This window comes from Ureibacillus acetophenoni, from assembly GCF_900220965.1.
GTDB lineage: Bacteria > Bacillota > Bacilli > Bacillales_A > Planococcaceae > Ureibacillus > Ureibacillus acetophenoni.
In genome coordinates this window covers 26,926-46,657 of record NZ_OBQC01000013.1, presented here as the reverse complement: position 1 = coordinate 46,657, position 19,732 = coordinate 26,926, and the positions used below count along the sequence as shown (strand labels likewise).

Sequence of the window (19,732 nt, the reverse complement as noted above, 5' to 3'; positions counted from 1 at the left end):
TCATGACTGATATCCTTTTTTATTTTTGAGCTAAACTTTTTGAATAAATCAAGCTCTCCATAGTAAGAATATTTGTAGATTTGAGGGGAGGTTAGTGAAAGTTGAACAGATATTTTATTTTACTACTAGTTGTTAGTGTTTTAAGTTTTGGAACTAATTTCACAGTAGTTAATGCAAATGAACAGAATGAAAAATTTAATGAGTTATATAACAGGAAAGCTCCACAAACTTTTCAATTTAAATACGATTATAATGAGCTTTACGAATTCCTTACTATTACTGAAGAAGTGTATAAATCGAAATGGGAAAGTGGAAAGACAATCATTGATATGGCGAAAGAACAGAACATTCCTTTTCATCAATTGATATTATATTTAGCAGAAAAACAGTTCCAAGCATTAGATGAAGCATTAAAGAATGAAGAAATCGATCGTTACTTTTATTATGATTATGCTATTTCATATATGAAAGGTGATATTATAGAGTTTATTAATCAAAATCCAAATAAATACGATTAAGGAAGAGTTGACGAACAATAAGATTTCGTCAACTCCTTATTTTTTTGCTAATGCTTTTCAATTTATAAGAATAGGTGCGATGAATATTATATTAGAGTTATAAATTGTTAAAGTCCTATATTATTAATATTCTGAATTTTATAAGTTCCGATACGATTCAATCATAATATTCAAATTACTTCAAATAAGGGTTCAGAATAATCTTATATTAATAAAACCTATATTCCTTAATGACCCTTATAACATCAAGTTCATATTATGTTTCTCAATATATTAGAATATTATTAGATTTTTCAAACATTCTTTTAAGTATTATAGTACGATAACCACTTTTCTATTTTTTCTGAATATTTAGCAACCTATTGTCAATTTAATATTATTCGTGGAAAATAAATACTAACGTTGTTATATAACAATGTTCGACAAAATAATACAGAAAGTAGTAAAGGGGGACATCTATGTTATCTTCAACATGGAACCGTTTATGGGTTATGCATGATCAAGTAAAAGACTTGTTCCGTTTTTTTGTAAGTCCGAACACTTCTAAAATGGTGTCTAAAACAACTGGAAGTGAAAGTTCAAAAGCTACGAATAGCAATGGCGGAGGAGAGTATAAACGCACTTATTCGAAAGCTCAATTAATTGGTCTTATTTTAGGCCCGGTATTATTTGCATTAACATTATTATTCTTTCACCCAGAAGGGCTTTCACCTGAAGCTAGGGGTGTATTAGCAAGTACTTTATGGATTGCTACTTGGTGGATTACAGAAGCTATTCCAATTCCGGCAACTTCATTATTACCATTGGTACTATTTCCATTGACAGAAAGTTTAGATATGAAAACTGCTGCTGCATCATATGGTGATCCAACGATTTTCCTATTCATGGGTGGTTTTATTATTGCCCTTTCATTAGAAAAATGGAATTTGCATCGACGTATTGCAATGACAATTATTTCGGCAGTTGGTACAAATATGGACCGAATTGTTCTTGGATTTATGATTGCTACAGGTTTCCTTTCTATGTGGATTTCTAATAGTGCTACAGCTATGATGATGATTCCAATTGGACTTGCTATTATCAAACAAGTTGCTGATGCTTTAAAAGATGATAAAAGTATTGATACATCACAAGAAAACTTCGCGTTTGGTAAAGCATTAATGTTAGGTATTGCATATTCAGCTTCAATAGGTGGTATTGCAACATTAATCGGAACACCACCAAACACACTACTTGCAGGTGCTATTAATACGATGTATGGTATTGAATTGTCATTTGCTAGCTGGATGTTATTCGGGGTGCCATTTGCTTGGGTATTTTTATTTATTACATGGTTCTACCTTGTTAAGTTTGCTTATCCGTCTAAATTGAAATCGTTACCAGGCGGACGAGAAGTTATCATAAAAGAAAAAGAGAAATTAGGAAAAGCGTCAGCTGAAGAAAAGATTGTTTTTGTTGTATTTATACTAGCAGCTTTTGCTTGGATTACACGTTCATTCTTCCTAAGTAAATTTATCCCTGGACTAAGTGATGGTTTAATTGCGATTTTCTTCGCTATTGTTCTATTTGTAATCCCTTCAGTAAATAGAAAAGGCGATCGTATAATGGATTGGAATACGGCTGTGAAATTACCTTGGGGTATCCTTCTATTATTCGGTGGTGGACTTGCAATTGCTTCTGGATTCGTTAGTACAGGATTAACTGAATGGGTTGGTTCACAGTTAATGGGTCTTGAAGGTATGAATGTTCTTGTTATGATTTTCCTAGTGTGTGCACTTGTTTTAGCCTTAACTGAGGTTACATCAAATACTGCAACAGCATCTATGATGTTCCCAATTATGGCAACACTAGCAGTAGCTCTTGGTATTCACCCATATGCACTTATGATTGCTGCTGCCGTTTCTGCATCAAGCGCATTCATGTTACCTGTTGCAACACCTCCAAATGCGGCTGTATTTGGTTCGGGGTATTTAAAGATTACCGATATGATGAGAGCAGGTTTTGCACTGAATGTGTTTGCTATTATCCTGATTACAGCATCGATTTACTTCTTACTTCCGTTATTATGGGGAATCGATTTACACTCAGTGCCAGAAGTATTTAAACAATAGAATTATAGAATAAGAAGAGGGAGAACAGCACTTTTACGGTGTTTGTTCTTCTTTTTTTCTATCTATTAAAGAAGTCTATTGCACTTTACAAGGGTAAGATGTAATCGGCTAATTAAACGAAAAAAGTGGAATCACAGTGGCGATTTCACTTTTTTCGTTATTTAGCTAAATTTCTCCAACTACATGCTAGTGATTTAAGTGCTATTTATTGTTAAATTGGAAAATTTTGAAACCAAACCCAGACCAATTCGTACTAATTAAGAATTAGTTTGATAGAAGGGATTTAGATTTTATGTTCAAATTAATACTTTTATATTCTGTATTCGTTTTATCCATTTTTCTTGTGGGGTGTTCTTTTAGCAAACCTGATCAACCTAATGAAAGGAATGATGTTGATCAAAGCCAAACAAATGTGGAATCTGAAGAGGCATCTACAGTGCCAGAAGTATCACCAATAGATCGACAATATCATATTCTTACAGAACCTGATTTTATATATATAAGTGAGTTTTTATTTAGCATAAAAGATCAAATTCAAAATATTTCTAATGACAGTGTAAATGGTTTTGCTAAACATAATCTACATGGCTTTGGCTATCAAATAAAGGTTCATGCAAGACACTACGCTGCACAAGAAAAAAATCCAGATGTTGTTGAGAAATTAGACATGATGGCACTACTTGCTGATAGTATTCAGAAAGAGGAAGATACAGAAAATTTAATTGATTTGATGTACGAATTAAATAACGTAATCGATGATTTGGCTATACTTCTAAATGTAAATCGGAATACAGCTTCCGAGTTAGCTAGGCAGGAATATATAGATAAATTAAATGCAGAGCTACAATCGAGAGATGATTTAACGGTTGTTAAGGATCCATCTATTTGTAAGGAAGAAGACGTTTATTGCTTTGATTATGAACACACTTTAGACACGATTGTACAAATATCGTTCGATGACGCTCAAAAGGAATTTTACAACTTATTGCTTAATTATGAGCTACCAGAGGCCCCAAAGGAAGGAGATGAACCTGAGGGTTATTCAGGAATTGTATTTTATGAAAATGGTTATTCATTTTACAAAGATTCGAAAACCCTATTCCGAGCACCTGATCATTCTTTTGAAACTGTGAAACCAACGGAAGAGCAACTTTTCGGCATAGTAATAACACTGGTTCGATCATATGGTAAGAACTTTTATACAGAATACTTTGAAACAAAGGTAGACGCAAAAAGAACGTTAGATGGAATGGCAGATCTTAAAGAATTTGCTAGAGACAAAGTTGTATTAGATTGGATTGACGAGTCTTCGGAAGCGCTTCAAAAATATATGTATTCTGAAGATGATGAAACGTTACGTATTGAAGCTTGGAAACGATTAAACTATTTTGGAAATGTGGTAGACGTTTACATGTATGAAAATGATTTTTACTAAACAGTTGCGTGGATTCATAAAGGATCTGCGCTTTTTTGTACCCAAGGAATCTGTAGAAAGCTTTAAATTCTAACTTATCAGAATTTAGATAAGTAAATTGGTTATATGGATGGGAATACCTCTCTGAATTTCGGTACAAGTGGACAGATATTACTAAAAAAATCAAGAAAAAAAGTTTTCTGATTAGAAGAAAAAAAGAAGGTATATAAACACTTTTTGTAGTATTATAAAAAATATTCCATAAGAAATAGGGGTTGATGAATGAAAGATGGTTGTTAAAGGTGCACAAGTTAAGGAACAAACTATATTTAGCCATAATGGTAACAGAATTAAGACAGAAGACAGAGACATAAATATCATTGCTAGATTTGAAGAACCGCTAGTTGTTGTTTTAGGCTCAGTACTAGATGATGAGGAATGTGAAGCGCTTATTCAATTGTCAAAAGAGCGACTTCAGCGTTCGAAAATCGGAAGTACAAAAGAAGTGAGTGATATACGAACAAGTAGTGGCGCATTTTTAACAGACGTCAATAATGAAATCTTGGCTAGGGTAGAAAAAAGGGTTTCTGCAATAATGGGAATTCCGACTGAACATGGAGAAGGACTTCATATATTAAATTATAAACCTGGTCAAGAATACAAAGCACATTACGATTATTTCGCGCCTACAAGTAAAGCAGCGAAGAACAATCGCATCAGCACGCTAGTCCTATACTTAAATGATGTGGAAGAAGGCGGAACAACGACATTTCCAAAGTTAGGGTTAACTGTATGTCCTCAAAAGGGTATGGCAGTATACTTTGAATATTTCTATAATGATCCATTGTTGAACGAATTAACACTACACGCAGGAGCACCTGTTGTAGAAGGTGAAAAGTGGATTGCCACACAATGGATGAGAAGACAAAGAGTAAATTAAAAAGTAAACGATATCAATAAGTTTATATGAAAGAGCGCAATTCCAGTGGGGTATTGAGCTCTTTTTTTTGACACATCTAGCTGCCGAATTGGTGGCTTTTTCTATTAGTTTTAATTTAAACGAGGATTTTGATTAAGTTTGTAGAATCATATACAGATAATGTCGAATTGGGAGGGGATACAGTGTTTACATATAAAATTAATGACGAGACTGAATTGCGATTATTGGAAGTTAGACATGCAGAAGAACTTTTTTTATTAACTGATGAATCAAGAACTTATTTAAGAGAATGGTTACCGTGGGTGGACTTTACACAAAATGAAAATGATTCAAAACAATACATTGAAGGAACGATGAAACAGTTTTCTAGTAATAATGGCTTTCAAGCAGGGATATGGTATAAAGGGGAATTAGCTGGTGTTATTGGTCTACATTCAATCAATTGGGCGAATAAATCGACTTCCATAGGATATTGGTTAGGGGAGAACTTCCAAGGGAACGGTTTAATGACAAATGCCTGTAAAGCCGTAGTAGATTACTGTTTTAAAGAATTAAAGTTAAATAGAGTAGAAATACGTGTGGCAACTGAAAATGAGAAAAGTCAAGCGATACCACAAAAGCTCGGTTTCCAGAAGGAAGGATGTCTCCGAAGTGTAGAGTGGCTTTATGATAAGTATGTTGATCATTATGTATTTGGGTTAACTAGAGTAGATTATACAAATTAGAGAAAACACGATTTGAATTATTAGGCATTTCCGTGAAAAAGAAATGCCTTTTTTGTCGGTAGAAATGTCACTATATTAAGAAGGGGATGCGAAATGATTATAACAATAGCACAAAAACATGACTTTACCGCGGTCAATCTAATCGTAAAAGAAGGGCAAGATGAACATGCCGAAGCGTTACCTAATATATTTAGAAAGGTTAAACAAGTAATGCCAGAATCTTATTTTAATGAATTATTAGAAGACCCAAATTCAGATATATTAATTGCTAAAATAAATGATGAAATTGTTGGATTTGCAGTAATGGAACTAGTGGAATCTCCACCTTTTAAGTCAATGACGCCAAGAGTTTATGCATATATGCATGATTTTGGAGTGAAAAGTGGATTTCAGAGACGTGGAATTGGCAGATTGTTATTTGAAGCATGTATTGAATGGTCAAAAAATATGGGTGCTTCATCATTAGAACTAAATGTTTGGGAATTTAATGAAAAGGCAATTTCGTTCTATGAATCATTTCAAATGAAAACAGTTAGTAGAAAGATGTCTCTGGATATTTAAATTGACTGGGTAATTTTTCCTTTATAATTCTATTAACTGATTAATAGAATAAGAATTAAATGTAGGTATTTTAAATTAAACAAGAAAGGATGAGCTAGAAATATGAGGATGCTTATCCGTCTACTTGCGAAAATTTATTTTAGTAAAATTGCGGTAAGAGGAACATTTCCCGAAAATGCATCTTTTTATGTGAGTAATCATCGAAATGGTGTAGTTGATGGACTTGTTATATTATCGCTATTTAAACAAAAAATGATTACAGTCATAGGAAAAAATCTAACAAAAACACGCTTTTCAAAATTCTTTTTCAGAAAACAACTTAAAATTTACCGCTATCCAGAAAACATGGCAGAAATGCGCCATAACAAAAAAGAATTAAGTAGAATTCGTCCTGAAATTGAAAACGGTACGAGTGTTTTAATGTTTCCCGAAGGAACGAGTCATTTAGGAAAAGGTCTTCTTGAAATTAGAGAAGGGGTTGCCCATGTTGTTTCGTCACTTAGTGAACGAAAAATTATTCCCATTGGACTTCATTATGAAAAAGGATGGAGCTTTCGAAGTAAAGTATTTGTTCATATTGGAGAACCAGTTTCACTAGTTGAAAATGATAAAAAGAAAATGACAGAAGAAATTAAAGCCCAATTAGAGAGGGTTTACAACGATCATTATGAATTTAATTTACCGAAACGGAATAGATTGCTAGCGATTAGTTTATTCCCTATCGTTCTTTTATTTTTTGTTACAAATCTACTGACATTAATTATTCCTTATTTTGTAGCGAAAAAATTTGCCGATGATAATAACGTAATTACACTATGGAGAATTCTTTCTGGAGTACCTTCTTTTATTTTGCAATTATTGATTTATATTGTCTTTTTTATTTGGAATCCTTGGCTACTTGTAGGGTATTTGTTTATTACCCTTATTGGCTTTTTTACTTATCGAAAATGGAAAGATGCAGCTGGTATAGATTAGTATAGATTAATTATTCAAAAGGAGAACATGGTGAAAAAATATATTTCTACATTTCATGAGCAAGGAAGTATTGAGCAAGATGGTGGGAAGGGCCACAATCTAAAAGTGCTAACGCAAAGTGGCTTTAACGTTCCAGAAGGAATCGTTCTTCATGCAAACTTCTATCAAGAACATTATGAAAAACCGATCGCATTTACTTATGTAGATACAGAGGAATTACAGAAACAGTGTGAATACATGCAAAAGAAAGTGATGGACGAAGTATTACCTTCTAAACTAATTGACGAATTAAAAAAATACATCAATCCAGAATTTTTATACGCTGTAAGATCTTCTTCTACATTTGAAGATTTGGAAGGTTCCGCATTTGCTGGACAACACGAAACTTATTTAAATGTTTCTTTGGACCAGTTAGAAGAAAAAATTAAAGAATGTTTTGCCTCTTTATGGAACATGCATGCAGTCGTGTATAGAAACGAACGAGGTTTCTCGCAAGATGAAGCAAGTATGGCAGTTGTTATTCAAAAAATGGTTCCGAGTGAAAGTGCTGGTGTAGCATTTTCTGTAGATCCAATTAGTGGGAAGTTTAGTCGAGTTTTAATCGAAGCAAGCTTTGGTCTTGGAGAAAATGTTGTTGGGGGTGAAACATTAACGGATACGTGGGTTGTTGATACAAAGGACAGCAGTATTAAGGAAAACTTAGCAGATAAAAAAGCGAGTTTATCTCATGAAGAAGTATTGAAAATTGCCAAACTAGCAAAACAAATCGAAAAGCATTATGAATCACCACAGGATATTGAGTGGGCTATTTATGAAGATGAAATTTATCTACTTCAATCAAGACCTCAAACAATAATTCCTGCATACTTTACAAGAGATGAATCTGCAGAACGCTTCCCAGATGCGATCACGCCACTAACATGGGATTTTGTTGAAGAAGGGTTTAATAGTTCACTAGAGTATTCACTAAAATTAATGAACATTGATCTTCCAACAAAACCATGGTTTACGATGAGAGAAGGATTCGTCTATGGAAATCAAACAGCTGTAGAAATTCTTGCGATGAAACGTCCTCTCAAAGTTACAAAATTAGAGGATGTAGTCCTAATAGATGAAAAATACTTTTGGGCAGAGAGTTTAGCAAAACAATGGAAAGATGATTTATCGCTCTATTTAACACGAATTGGGGAACTTCATAGAATGCCATCAGCAACAGATTCACTGGAAAACTTTAAACAATATTTCGAGCGATTATTTTATACGGCAAACGATTACTTTAAGCCAAATATCGCAATTTCTATGACACAAAGTTTTTTAATTGGAACGTTGTTTGAAGCTTTGGTGCACGCTTATGGTGATCAACTGATTGCTAAGGCGAAGTTAGACAATCTTTTATCGTTGGCAACGATTCGTACAGCGAATATTAATGCAGAACTAGTAAGCATTAATGAAAGAAGTTTAACGAATCCAAAGTTTGTTTTATTCCTAGAAAAATACGGTCATCGTGAACTCACATTCGACTATTATTATCCAACATGGGCAGAAAAACCAGAAGTGTTAATGGATTTAGTCATTCCGAATCAAATGAAAACTGATAATTCGGATGCGGGTATTCAAACGTTACGAGAGTTACTTTCAGTTTCAACTGTCGAAGTTTCTAGCGCATTATATAAACTGGCGAAACTAGCAATTTCATATACAGAATTAGATGATGAAGAACATTTCCAAACGACTCGTGTAAATTTATTAGCTCGAAAATCAGTAGGTCGATTAGGAAATAAACTCGGTTTAGATGATCCGTACGATTTATTTTTCTTAACTAAAAATGAACTTTTTGAATTGTTAGATGGTAAAGCAGTAAATAAGCAGGATTTGATTCGGAAAAGGAAGGCATATCAAAAACTTTTAACAACTTCCCCTGTTTGGAATTATTCCGAACAAGGCGAAGTGGATGTCCAATCAACAGATGGTATTTTAAAGGGAGTACCAGGGAGTGCAGGAATCGTGGAGGGGGAAGTTTGCATTGTCCGAAGCGTAGAAGAGTTTAAAGATGTGAAAGAAGGAAGCATTTTGGTGACGCGTACAACGAATCCTGCTTGGACGACATTGTTTTATTCTGCGAGGGGATTAATCACTGAATCAGGCGGACCATTATCCCATGGGGCTGTCACTGCGCGGGAAGTCGGGATTCCTGCAGTAATGAGTGTCCGAAGTTGTTTAACATATCTTAAAAATGGAGATATCGTCATTGTAGACGGAACAAAGGGAATTGTTACAGTTAAAGAAAGTGAATGAAATGAAGGCAGAGCGTGAATGCTCTGACTTTTGTCTTTTATTAAGATTCTTAATATTTTGGCTCGTTGTTTAATTTTAAGTGTCGGTATTTCTGAGTTTCCTAGTAAGGAGTCTCGTAACTTGATTTTACGGGACAAAATTCCCGAGAATCCTGATAAAGTGTCTCGTAACTTGATTTTACGGGACAGAATTCCCGAGATTTCTGATAAAGTGTCTCGTAACTTGGTTTTACGGGACAGAATTCCGGAGATTCCTGATAAAGTGTCTCGTAACTTGATTTTACGGGACAGAATTCCCGAGATTTCCGATAAAGTGTCTCGTAACTTGATTTTACGGGACAGAATTCCCGAGATTTCTGATAAAGTGTCTCGTAACTTGATTTTACGGGACAGAATTCCCGAGATTTCTGATAAAGTGTCTCGTAACTTGATTTTATGGGATAGAATTCCTCAGATATCTAATGAATTGTCACGTTATTTCATTATATATTGACTAGAAAGTATACGAACGTATACACTGGAATAAATTGAATGTATACGCTTGTATACGACATGGAGGGTTCTTGATGAGACGAGAAGAACATAAGGGACATCATCATGAAGGAAGACATCGTGGCCGTCGCAGTGAACATAATGAGGTTAAAACAGAAGGGGCTAAAACCTTCCGCCGCAAACGAGCAATTATGTTTTTAGAGCATTTGGAAACGAAAGAATCGATATTGAAAAAGCAATTGACAACACCTGAATTACAATCTATTAACTCAATTATCGTTGGGGAGTTAAAAGCAACTCAAGCAATTATCGAAGAGTTTGTACAACAATTTGAGCTCTATGAGTTCGAGGAATATGCAAAATTACGGTTCAATAAAGATCCAGAAAACGATGCGAATGAAGAAGATAAAAAGTAACATTTTCTAATTACAAGTTGAGTCATTCATCAATTAGGTGAAGGATTTTTCCAATATTTGTTGAATATTTTCATTAGAGCTAATAATTATGATGTACATATACAAAAGTAAGGTAGATGAGAAATGGAACAATACTTATAGAAATTAAGGTTAAAACCTTATATAAGTGAAAATTGGACGGAGAAAGAAGAAGAAATTATTAATCGTCATTTTTTAAGGTTAAAAGAAATTTACTGATGAAGGCAAAGTCATCTTGGCTGGTCGTACTATAAATGAAGATAAATGCCAATTTGGGATTGTCATTTTTGAAGACGACTCTCGAGCATAGTGCAAAACAATTCATGGAAGAGGATCCAGCTATTTCAGAGGGAATGATGGAACGAACTTTATTCCCTTATCGCGTAGCATTAATGAGGAAATAAATCTATTATTCTAGAATCTAAGCTGCCAGCGTATGGCAGCTTTCATTTTAACTGGAGGATTGTAAATGATTAAAGAGGCTACATTATCTGATGCAAAAGAAGCTGCTCAAATGGCTATACTACTTTGGCCAAATCATACTTTAGAAGAATTTACTTTAGAAATGACGAATTTCATTACACAGCCTGATGCAATTATTTTTTTAGCTTATCATGATCAAAAAGTAGTTGGGTTTGCACAATGTCAACTTCGATATGATTACGTAGAAGGGACAAGTACAAGCCCCGTTGGATATTTAGAAGGACTTTACGTAAAAGAAGAATTTCGTAAACAAGGTTATGCAAAACAATTAGTAAATGCTTGCGAAAATTGGGCGAAGCAAAAAGGATGTCAAGAATTTGCAAGTGACTGCGAGCTAGACAATGAAACAAGTTTAGCTGTGCATCTTTCATTGGGCTTTACAGAAGCGAATCGTATTATTTGTTTTAAGAAAAGTTTATAAGCCTCCTTACGGAAATTCAAAGAAGCTCCATTATTTGTAATCTTTGAACGAACAGTTGAAATGGAGCTACATTGACTATATTCAAGAGCATTTATCTAATCCTTAATATTTAGTGGATAGGAGCAACGAAAATGACATTATCGAATGAAGTGACGATTGCAAAAGCTGAAATGCTAATTAGAAAACCTGTAGAAGAAGTGTTCGAGGCTTTTATTAACCCCTTAATCACAACAAAGTTTTGGTTTACAAAAAGTAGTGGAAATTTAGAAGAAGGAAAGCGGATTCGTTGGGATTGGGAGATGTATGGCGTATCCGCAGAACTAGATGTTTTAAAAGTTGAACAAAATAAAAGAATTCTCATAAAATTTGACGACGAAACGACAGCAGAGTGGATCTTTACACCTCGTACTGAAGGAACATTTGTCACAATTACAAATACTGGATTCAAAGGTAGTCCAGACGAAATCGTTCACCAAGTGATTGACTCAATAGGAGGATATACGATCGTTCTGTGTGGGTTAAAAGCTTACTTAGAACATAATGTCATCTTAAATCTTGTTGCGGATAAATTTCCTGACGCTATTGTGAATTAATACTTCCTTATGAGTTGGCAATGAATACATTTCAACAAAAAGAAATAAGGCTAAACATGGCAAGCTCTTTGGACTGAGCTCGCCATCTTTATTTTGATTATTTACTAAAAAGTTTTTTCAGCGTAATCTTTAAAGTTATCTAAAATTGCTTGCCATCCTTGTTGTTGAAACTCAACTGGATGTTCAGATTCAGCGTCAAATGTTTCAATCACTTTCGTTTCATTGCCAAGATCTCTAAAAGCGACTTTTACGCTTCTGCCATCTCCCATCGTATAAGAAATTAGCTCATACAATTTTACTTCGTCATACGTGCCACCAAAATCAAATCCCATACTTCCATCTTTCGCTTCCATTCTTGAAACGAATTTACCACCGACCCTAAGATCGTTTTCCGCAAATGGTGAATGCCATTCATCTGAAGCAAAGCTCCATTTTGTCATATGCGTAGGCTCTGTCCAGTATTCCCATACCTTTTCAACTGGCGCTTGTATTGTCGTTTCTACAGTTACTTCTTGAAATTTCGTCATGATAATCCACCTTATCATTAATTAATAATTACATCTCTTTCAACAATATACACCATAATAATGAGTTTATATATATTAGTTTATACAAACTGTTTCTGTAATTAACCGCTAAATGTTAGAGGATTCGTGTTCCTAAATCCATTTGCATGGATTTGTAATAATTATTGGCTACTAAGATACTTGATAGTAGTTTGTTGTAACTATTAAACTTAAAAACTCTTTGTAGGATAAAAATAACATTTTAAAGAATGTGAAGAAATATATGGTAAACTATGTTATAATTTCCTGTGTTGTAGGAAATTCTAAAAAATTGAAGAAGGAGATTATTATGAGAAAAACAAGAGTTGTACCGTTTCTATTTGCACTTCTTTTAATTTTTGCCTTACCATTTCAACAAGTTAACGCTGCTGATTCGAAAGATGACTCAAAGAACACTGTTACTGAATTATTAAAAGAAGTTTATACGAATGAGCAAAATTTAAATTCGTACAAATTTGAAGGTAGTCTGAATTTAGGTCTAGAATTATCTGAAACAGATGAAATCGATCCGGAAATTGGAATGATTTTAGAATTGTTGAAAGATATTCAAGTAGATATTTCAGGTGCTTACAAAAAAGACCCAATGCAAATTGAAGCAACTATCGACCTTACTTTAAAAGGTGATTTGCAAACAACATTTTCTATGCCTATAGTTATGACTGAAGAAAAGATGTGGATTAAATATCCAGATACTCCATTCTTACCATTACCTGAAGAGGTGAAGGGGAAGTTTATTGAATTTAATCTAGTAGAATTAGCTGAAATTTCGGGACAACCTGCTACTATTGATTATGATTTACAGCAAAAGTTAACGACAGAAATTTACAATCTATTTTTTGATGTACTAGGAAAAGATTTTTATAAAGAAGTAGATTCAAGTTCTGTCACAATCCCTGAAGGTGTAGAAGTAGATAAAGTAATTAAGTTTGAAATTACAAATGAAACACTTAAACCGTTTATTAAGAAAGTTGTTAATGAACTATTACCTAAGTATGTTGAACTATTTAAAAACCCTGAGTATATAAAAGCTCTTGGTTTAACTGTTGAAGATATTAAAACATTAAAAGAATTAAAGGATTCATTTACTGAAGAAGGTATTAGTATTAATGAATTAGTAGATGAACTACTAACAAAATTAGATAAATACTTAACAATTAATCAATTAGATGAGATTATTGTTATTACTGAAGATAACTATATTAGTTATGATGAGGGAACGATTGACTTTACTGTTTCTGTAGAAGATGAAGGTTCATTTAATGTTAAATTATCATTCGTTCAATCAAAATCGAATGTAAATGAAGAATTTGATTTTTCAATCGGAATTCCATCTAGTGAAGATGTTCTACCATTTGAAGTACTAATGGAAATCGAAGAAGAAGCATTATTAAATCTCGAAAATCAACAATAATAAACTGAATAGTGCAAATGTTTAAGTTTAGATTGCAGACAAATTCAAAGAGACTTTTGAATTGTCTGCAGTTTTTTTGATTAATGTAGGATTGCTAAATGAAGACAAGGGTATATAAAGAGGAACTAAACTGGCATCTACTAAAGCTGAGTATGGTAGAAAAGAAGTTATTGTAAACTGTGTTGACGAAAAAGTTAATTGAAGAAGTTGATATATCATGGGCTAGAATGCTTTTAATGTAAAGAATATCATTTTAATATATTGAAAGAATTTTTTAACTGTTGACAAAACTTAATTAATGGATAAAATTAATTACAATTAATATGTGCATAACGAAGATTTGTTTAAAACATTTCGGAGTATAAGAACAAAGGCTATGATAAGAACGAGTAGCAATCACGTAAACAAACAGAAAGCAACCGGTTGATGAGAGGTGCATGTTGAACGATTGTGAATACATCTTTGAGCTGTGTACCGAAATCTAGTAGGCTACACCGGTGAAGCACCCGTAATCATGTGCTGGAGTATCGTCTATACGACTGTACTTTCAAAGGTAAGTAATGTGAGTTGCTTACGAATTAAAGGTGGTAACACGAGATGAATCGTCCTTTTGGTTAATCCAAAAGGGCGTTTTTTTTATTTCAAATATTCGTGTAAGAAAACCTACACGCATATTTGAGTGATTTGTGTTTTTCAATACCTAGTTCTTATAGAGCTTGCAATGTTAGAAATAATATTCCTAGGAGATGTTCGTATGTTGCGTAAACCAGAAGAACAGTTAAAAATCATTAAAAAAGGCGTTCATCAAATTATTGATGAAGAAGAGTTACTCGAAAAATTAGAAAAGTCCTACAACCTACAAAAACCTCTGACGATTAAGTTAGGGCTTGATCCTTCTGCACCTGACATTCACTTAGGTCATGCAGTGGTTTTAAGAAAAATTAAACAAATGCAAGATTTGGGGCATCGTGTGGTCATTATTATTGGTGATTTTACAGGTCGTATTGGTGATCCAACTGGGAAAGCAAAGGGACGTGTCGCTTTAAGTGAAGAACAAGTTAAAGAGAATGCGGAAACGTATTTTGAACAAATCTTCAAAGTGTTAGATGGGGAAAAAACAACAGTTCGTTACAACAGTGAATGGTTATCCAAATTATCATTTGAAGAAGTTCTTAAATTAGCAGCAACGACTTCAGTTGCAAGAATACTAGAACGTGATGACTTCCAAAAACGCTACAACAATCAAGTACCCATTGGTATTCATGAATTTTTCTACCCACTTATGCAAGCTTACGATTCTGTGGAGATTGATGCGGATATTGAATTAGGTGGGACAGATCAAACCTTTAACATTTTGATGGGTCGCACGCTTCAAAAACATTGGGGCTTAGAAAAGCAAATTGCAATCTTTATGCCGCTACTTGAAGGGCTGGATGGTGTAGAGAAAATGAGTAAAAGTCTTGGAAATTACATTGGTGTTAATGAGCCTGCAGAAGTCATGTTTAAAAAAGTGATGGAAATACCAGATCAACTTATTCTCAAATACTTTGAATTAGCAACAGATGAACATCCGGATGAAATTGAAAACATTAAACGCCAGTTGGTACAGGGAGCAAATCCAAGGGACATCAAATTAAAACTAGCGGAAATTATTACGAATTTATACTGGGGAGATGAGGAAACGAAACGAGCAATTTCATACTTTGACACAGCCTTTCACAAAAAAGAAATACCAGATGATATACCAGAATTGCTAATTGAAATAGGAAAAGAAACATTACTAGATATCATTCCTGAAATAGTAGAATTAGGCTTTGTTAAAAGTAAGAGTGAATTCGTACGTTTATTAAACCAAAACGGCGTCCAACTTAATAAAGAAAAAATAAGTGAAGATGAACTTGATCGTGTCCTTATGAATGGAGAGGTACTCCAAATCGGTAAAAAAAGATTTTTACGTTTAATAAAATAGGAATTAGGATATTTAAAAACTCCATTTTGATCATTTCTAAATCAAAATGGAGTCGTTATTTATTTAATAGAATTATAGCTGTTCCTAATAGTTTCTAACAGGGGTGTAATTTTTTCATTCTCTTTAATATGTCGAATATACAAATCGATTGTTGGTAAAAGGAATCGATCGAAATGGAATATGTTATAAAGTCCATTTTTTGCCTCTTGATAGACAATGAAATTTGGTAAAAAAGCCATTCCTAAACCATCCTTTACAAATTGTTTAACGATGTAACTTTGAGAAATGTTCATTTTACGCATAGTTGGAAAATGCAATTCTAATTGGGCTTCAAACGAGACTGCTTCATCTAGGTGCCCTGTAAATAGAGGATATCTTTCAAATAAATCTTCCAATTGAATTAACCTTTTACTAGTAGAAGAATCCTGACCCTTAGGATAAATTAGTTGCATTGGACTTGAGCATAACTTTTCAGAATGAATAATAGTTTGCTTACTAGTTCCAATGCCAATGGCTAAGTTGACTTCATCTTTTAATATGATTTCATCCATATATTTCGAATCTTCAACGATAATTTGAATTTCAAAATTCGGGTTTCGAAGCGTAAACTGAAACAGTATGTTTGGTAGATTTGTTTCCACTAAAATAGGTGAAATCGCAACTTTAAGCAGGGTGCGTTTTTGAACTGAGTACAGGCTTAGTTTTCTTTTACTATCTTCTATTTTCTTTAAAATATCCTTTGCAAGATAATAATAATATTGTCCTTCGTCCGTTAAAGTAAGTTGAGTATGGTTACGTTCATATAAAGATATTTGTAAACTCTCTTCTAACTGATGAATATGAACCGTAATACTTGGTTGTGAAATATAAAGCTTTTCTGCTGCTAACCGAAAATTTCCGCATTCTACCGCTGTAACGAATGACTTTAGCCATTTAATCTCCATAAGCACCTCTTTTGATTAAAATTATTAATCAATTTCATTATATTTAATTAATTTCTTTATTTTACCAAACATTATAAACTAAAAATACAAGATTGAAAGAGGTGATTTTAATGGACAGATTAGTGAAGATATTTAGTCGTTTTGGAGAACTTGAAGCACAAAAAAGTAGCCCTTTATATGCGTACTGGAGCAAGAAAGTTGCAGAAGATTATGAAATACTTAAACTAGTATCCTATATACCAGCATCTCAACCAAAACCAAACATGTTATTTGCTAGTGTTCAATACTTAGCATCAAAGAAAAACCACCCTCTTAATTATTATTACACTAACTTTGACCGATCAGAAAGTTTTTTAGAAGAAAGTTACCAACACTTAAAAGATTTTGTTCGTCATCATGAAGAAGAAATTTTAGATTGCTTTCAAACTAGGCTTATTCAAACAAATGAACTGAATCGTAGTTCTTATTTATATCCTATTTTTAGTGAAATTGCTCATGAATCCGACAAGCCATTAACACTGATAGAAATCGGTACAAGCGCGGGATTGTTATTAAATCTTGACCATTATGGTTATGAAATTTCAGAAAATGGTTTGGTTCATCGCTATGGAGAAACGGAAAGTACTGTTGTCGTAAGAGCAGAAAATTTTGGGGAGCCTTTATCGGAAATCAAACCATTTGAAGTGAAGGAAAGGATTGGCATTGATTTAAATATTGTTGATCTAAACAAGGAAGAAGACTTTGATTGGATGCAAGCCCTCATATGGCCAGAACAAACCGAAAGAAAAGAATTATTGAAAACGGTGCGTGAACTAAATAAAAACGTTCCTAAAAAACTATACAAAGGTGACTTTTTAAAGCTAATACCATCTTTTATAGAAAAACATGATACGAATACACAACTCGTTCTATTTCACACCCATGTTGCAAATCAGCTGAATGAACAATTAAAACAAGAACTACTAAAGATGATAGAATCAATCAGTGAACAGTACCCTATTTATCACGTTTACAACAATATGTACGATAGCTATTTACATGTTGACTATGTAACCCACTCTAAAACTTACGAAAAGAAGGTATTACAAGGAGTGGATGGTCATGGTAAACACTATCATTGGCTAAATTGATGTAAAGGAGTGGGGACTATGTATGTTAAAGTATATCAATTTTACCTACAAAAAAATAAAGTAGAAGAGTATTTTTTGATTCAAGAAAAAGCATCGGCGATTTATAGTAAGTATATTCAATCCGAAACTATGTATCTAAATAGCAATGAAGACGAAACAAAGTGGATAGAAATTACAAGATATAAAGATGAAGAAGAGTATAATAAAAGTATTGCATTGATTAATAAAGAGAAGGAAATCCAGCAGTTATTTAATCAGTTCCAATCACTATTAGTAAGTGATAAGAATGAGATATTCGAAGAAGATTTTGTACAAATAAAGAAAAAATTCACTTTTTAACGCATCGTATAGGGGTGTCTCCAGAAGGATGAACGCCCTTTTTTGATTATAAAAGTGAATATAAAATGTTTAGGGGATGAGCACATATGAGTAAAGTTGATCAATTTTGGTACGATTATTGTGTTGAAAATAATAAAGAAGGATTGAACTATAAAGAAGCTTTTCAATTTGGTTCATCTGCAGATTGGTTGGCTGAAATGGTTGTGGAAGGGAAAAAGACGGCAACTACTTCAGGGTTTTTATTTTATGAAATAGAAAATGCAGAACTACCAAAGGCTGAAGAATATTATATTGTTTTAGACGGTCGTAATGAGCCAGTAGCAGTTATAGAGATTCAATCCGTCGAGGTAGTACCAATGAATGAAGTAACAGAGGAATTTGCATTAGCGGAAGGGTTAGACTCTTACCAATATTGGTGGGATGCCCATGAAAAATTCTTTACTGATGCTTTAAAAGAATACAATCTAGCGTTTTCACCTGAAATGTTAGTAGTTTGTGAGCGATTTAGGAAGGTATATCCTTTGTAGTTTTTAGGCTAATTCTCTATTTAAAGTCATATACTTAGTTAAAAAGGAAGTGTACTAGCTGAAAAAGGGTACAATTATTATGTTCGGGATAGTTTTGATTTTATTTTTATTAACTTTCTTGATAATTAATAATTCATTGTCAAACGTTACTAGAATACAACTTCCTGTAAATTCTGTAGAAGACTATAAAAAAGAATTTGAGGAAATAGAGAATTTACTCTATGGAGATCCTGGAGTAATGAATAAAGTGAATAGTGAACTATTGGAAAATGGATATGCATTTCAAGCAACAATAGCAGGCGTTTCATTAAATGATATACAGGTAAAAATTGTTTTATACAATAATGAAGCAACAGAAGAAGAACAAGAGAAAGTAAAAACCATTTTCTATGAAATAATTAAGGAATACAATTTAGATCCTAACGCATTTTCGCTAGTAATTAGTGATAAATAATTTACAAGCGTTCTCTTAAGGTTTGATCTTGCGCTCATTATGAGATTTTGTTCAAAGTGTCAAGAAAATCAAATCCTTCGAGACAGGAATCAGTGCTTCATTGTAAAAGTGTCTCGTAAACTGCTTTTACGAGACAGAAATCGGTGATTTTCAGTTAAAGTGTCTCGTATTTGAATTTTACAGGACAAATATCAGTGAATTTCCGAAAAAGTGTCTAATAAAAGGTCTAATTTTGCCAACTTTTAATGATTTTCCGGATAATTGTCAAATAAACAACAGTATTTTGCCAACTTTCGTTGTTTCTACTAAAAAATGTCTAATAAACAGCCTTATCTAGACATTTTTTATTGTATTTAAGAATAAGTGTCGAGAATACTAGGTTATCTAGCCAACTTTCAGTAATTTTTCATGAAAGTGTCTAATAAACAGCG

General features: G+C 33.2%; 19 protein-coding genes and 1 other annotated feature. Of the genes, 17 read left to right on the top strand and 2 right to left on the bottom strand.

Annotated elements, in window-relative coordinates:
* Nucleotides 1-101: 101 nt before the first annotated feature.
* The 11 genes from CRO45_RS15355 (at nucleotide 102) to CRO45_RS15305 (ending at nucleotide 11,961) form a co-directional block, all read left to right on the top strand.
* The gene (locus tag CRO45_RS15355) at nucleotides 102-518 is read left to right on the top strand and encodes a hypothetical protein (RefSeq protein WP_097150513.1); all 417 of its coding nucleotides are present in this window, start codon (nucleotides 102-104) and stop codon (nucleotides 516-518) included.
* A 458-nt stretch (nucleotides 519-976) separates the two neighbouring features.
* The gene (locus tag CRO45_RS15350) at nucleotides 977-2,629 is read left to right on the top strand and encodes an SLC13 family permease (protein ID WP_097150512.1); all 1,653 of its coding nucleotides are present in this window, start codon (nucleotides 977-979) and stop codon (nucleotides 2,627-2,629) included.
* A gap of 292 nt (nucleotides 2,630-2,921) precedes the next feature.
* On the top strand, nucleotides 2,922-4,064 hold the full coding sequence (locus tag CRO45_RS15345; protein ID WP_097150511.1) for a hypothetical protein: 1,143 nt from the start codon (nucleotides 2,922-2,924) through the stop codon (nucleotides 4,062-4,064).
* A 268-nt stretch (nucleotides 4,065-4,332) separates the two neighbouring features.
* On the top strand, nucleotides 4,333-4,983 hold the full coding sequence (locus CRO45_RS15340) for a 2OG-Fe(II) oxygenase (protein ID WP_097150510.1): 651 nt from the start codon (nucleotides 4,333-4,335) through the stop codon (nucleotides 4,981-4,983).
* Nucleotides 4,984-5,165: 182 nt separating this feature from the next.
* Nucleotides 5,166-5,708 (top strand): GNAT family N-acetyltransferase, encoded by a 543-nt coding sequence (locus CRO45_RS15335; protein ID WP_097150509.1) that lies wholly within the window; start codon nucleotides 5,166-5,168, stop codon nucleotides 5,706-5,708.
* Between the two features lie 93 nt (nucleotides 5,709-5,801).
* Nucleotides 5,802-6,269 (top strand): GNAT family N-acetyltransferase, encoded by a 468-nt coding sequence (locus CRO45_RS15330; RefSeq protein ID WP_097150508.1) that lies wholly within the window; start codon nucleotides 5,802-5,804, stop codon nucleotides 6,267-6,269.
* Between the two features lie 102 nt (nucleotides 6,270-6,371).
* The gene (locus tag CRO45_RS15325) at nucleotides 6,372-7,244 is read left to right on the top strand and encodes a 1-acyl-sn-glycerol-3-phosphate acyltransferase (RefSeq protein ID WP_097150507.1); all 873 of its coding nucleotides are present in this window, start codon (nucleotides 6,372-6,374) and stop codon (nucleotides 7,242-7,244) included.
* Between the two features lie 30 nt (nucleotides 7,245-7,274).
* Nucleotides 7,275-9,539, top strand: coding sequence for a PEP/pyruvate-binding domain-containing protein (locus CRO45_RS15320; protein ID WP_170949514.1), 2,265 nt, complete (start codon nucleotides 7,275-7,277; stop codon nucleotides 9,537-9,539).
* A 565-nt stretch (nucleotides 9,540-10,104) separates the two neighbouring features.
* Nucleotides 10,105-10,446 (top strand): hypothetical protein, encoded by a 342-nt coding sequence (locus CRO45_RS15315; RefSeq protein ID WP_097150505.1) that lies wholly within the window; start codon nucleotides 10,105-10,107, stop codon nucleotides 10,444-10,446.
* Nucleotides 10,447-10,933: 487 nt separating this feature from the next.
* Nucleotides 10,934-11,368: an aminoglycoside 6'-N-acetyltransferase gene (aac(6'), locus tag CRO45_RS15310; protein WP_097150504.1), complete on the top strand. Its 435-nt coding sequence runs from the start codon at nucleotides 10,934-10,936 to the stop codon at nucleotides 11,366-11,368.
* Between the two features lie 131 nt (nucleotides 11,369-11,499).
* Entirely contained in the window at nucleotides 11,500-11,961 is a 462-nt protein-coding gene (locus CRO45_RS15305; RefSeq protein WP_097150503.1) for an SRPBCC family protein, read from the top strand.
* Nucleotides 11,962-12,065: 104 nt separating this feature from the next.
* Here CRO45_RS15305 and CRO45_RS15300 read toward each other — a convergent pair whose 3' ends face one another.
* Nucleotides 12,066-12,488 (bottom strand): SRPBCC family protein, encoded by a 423-nt coding sequence (locus tag CRO45_RS15300; protein WP_097150502.1) that lies wholly within the window; start codon nucleotides 12,486-12,488, stop codon nucleotides 12,066-12,068.
* A gap of 328 nt (nucleotides 12,489-12,816) precedes the next feature.
* Between CRO45_RS15300 and CRO45_RS15295 the strand changes: the two genes are divergently transcribed.
* Nucleotides 12,817-13,938, top strand: coding sequence for a hypothetical protein (locus CRO45_RS15295; RefSeq protein ID WP_097150501.1), 1,122 nt, complete (start codon nucleotides 12,817-12,819; stop codon nucleotides 13,936-13,938).
* 367 nt (nucleotides 13,939-14,305) lie between these two features.
* Nucleotides 14,306-14,551: a binding site (T-box leader), on the top strand.
* A 141-nt stretch (nucleotides 14,552-14,692) separates the two neighbouring features.
* Entirely contained in the window at nucleotides 14,693-15,907 is a 1,215-nt protein-coding gene (gene tyrS / locus CRO45_RS15290) for a tyrosine--tRNA ligase (RefSeq protein WP_170949513.1), read from the top strand.
* Nucleotides 15,908-15,966: 59 nt separating this feature from the next.
* On the opposite strand, the gene CRO45_RS15285 is transcribed toward tyrS, so the two are convergent.
* Nucleotides 15,967-16,851: a LysR family transcriptional regulator gene (locus tag CRO45_RS15285; protein ID WP_097150500.1), complete on the bottom strand. Its 885-nt coding sequence runs from the start codon at nucleotides 16,849-16,851 to the stop codon at nucleotides 15,967-15,969.
* 110 nt (nucleotides 16,852-16,961) lie between these two features.
* Here CRO45_RS15285 and CRO45_RS15280 point away from each other — a divergent pair, with 110 nt between their 5' ends.
* The 4 genes from CRO45_RS15280 to CRO45_RS15265 all read left to right on the top strand — a co-directional run bounded on the left by CRO45_RS15280 (nucleotide 16,962) and on the right by CRO45_RS15265 (nucleotide 19,301).
* Nucleotides 16,962-17,981 (top strand): DUF2332 domain-containing protein, encoded by a 1,020-nt coding sequence (locus CRO45_RS15280; protein ID WP_097150499.1) that lies wholly within the window; start codon nucleotides 16,962-16,964, stop codon nucleotides 17,979-17,981.
* Nucleotides 17,982-17,999: 18 nt separating this feature from the next.
* A complete protein-coding gene (locus tag CRO45_RS15275) occupies nucleotides 18,000-18,320 on the top strand; it encodes a hypothetical protein (RefSeq protein WP_097150498.1) in 321 nt (106 codons plus the stop codon).
* Between the two features lie 86 nt (nucleotides 18,321-18,406).
* Entirely contained in the window at nucleotides 18,407-18,847 is a 441-nt protein-coding gene (locus CRO45_RS15270) for an ASCH domain-containing protein (protein WP_097150497.1), read from the top strand.
* A gap of 79 nt (nucleotides 18,848-18,926) precedes the next feature.
* Complete coding sequence (locus tag CRO45_RS15265; RefSeq protein WP_097150496.1) at nucleotides 18,927-19,301, top strand: hypothetical protein; 375 nt, start codon at nucleotides 18,927-18,929, stop codon at nucleotides 19,299-19,301.
* The last annotated feature ends 431 nt before the right edge of the window (nucleotides 19,302-19,732 follow it).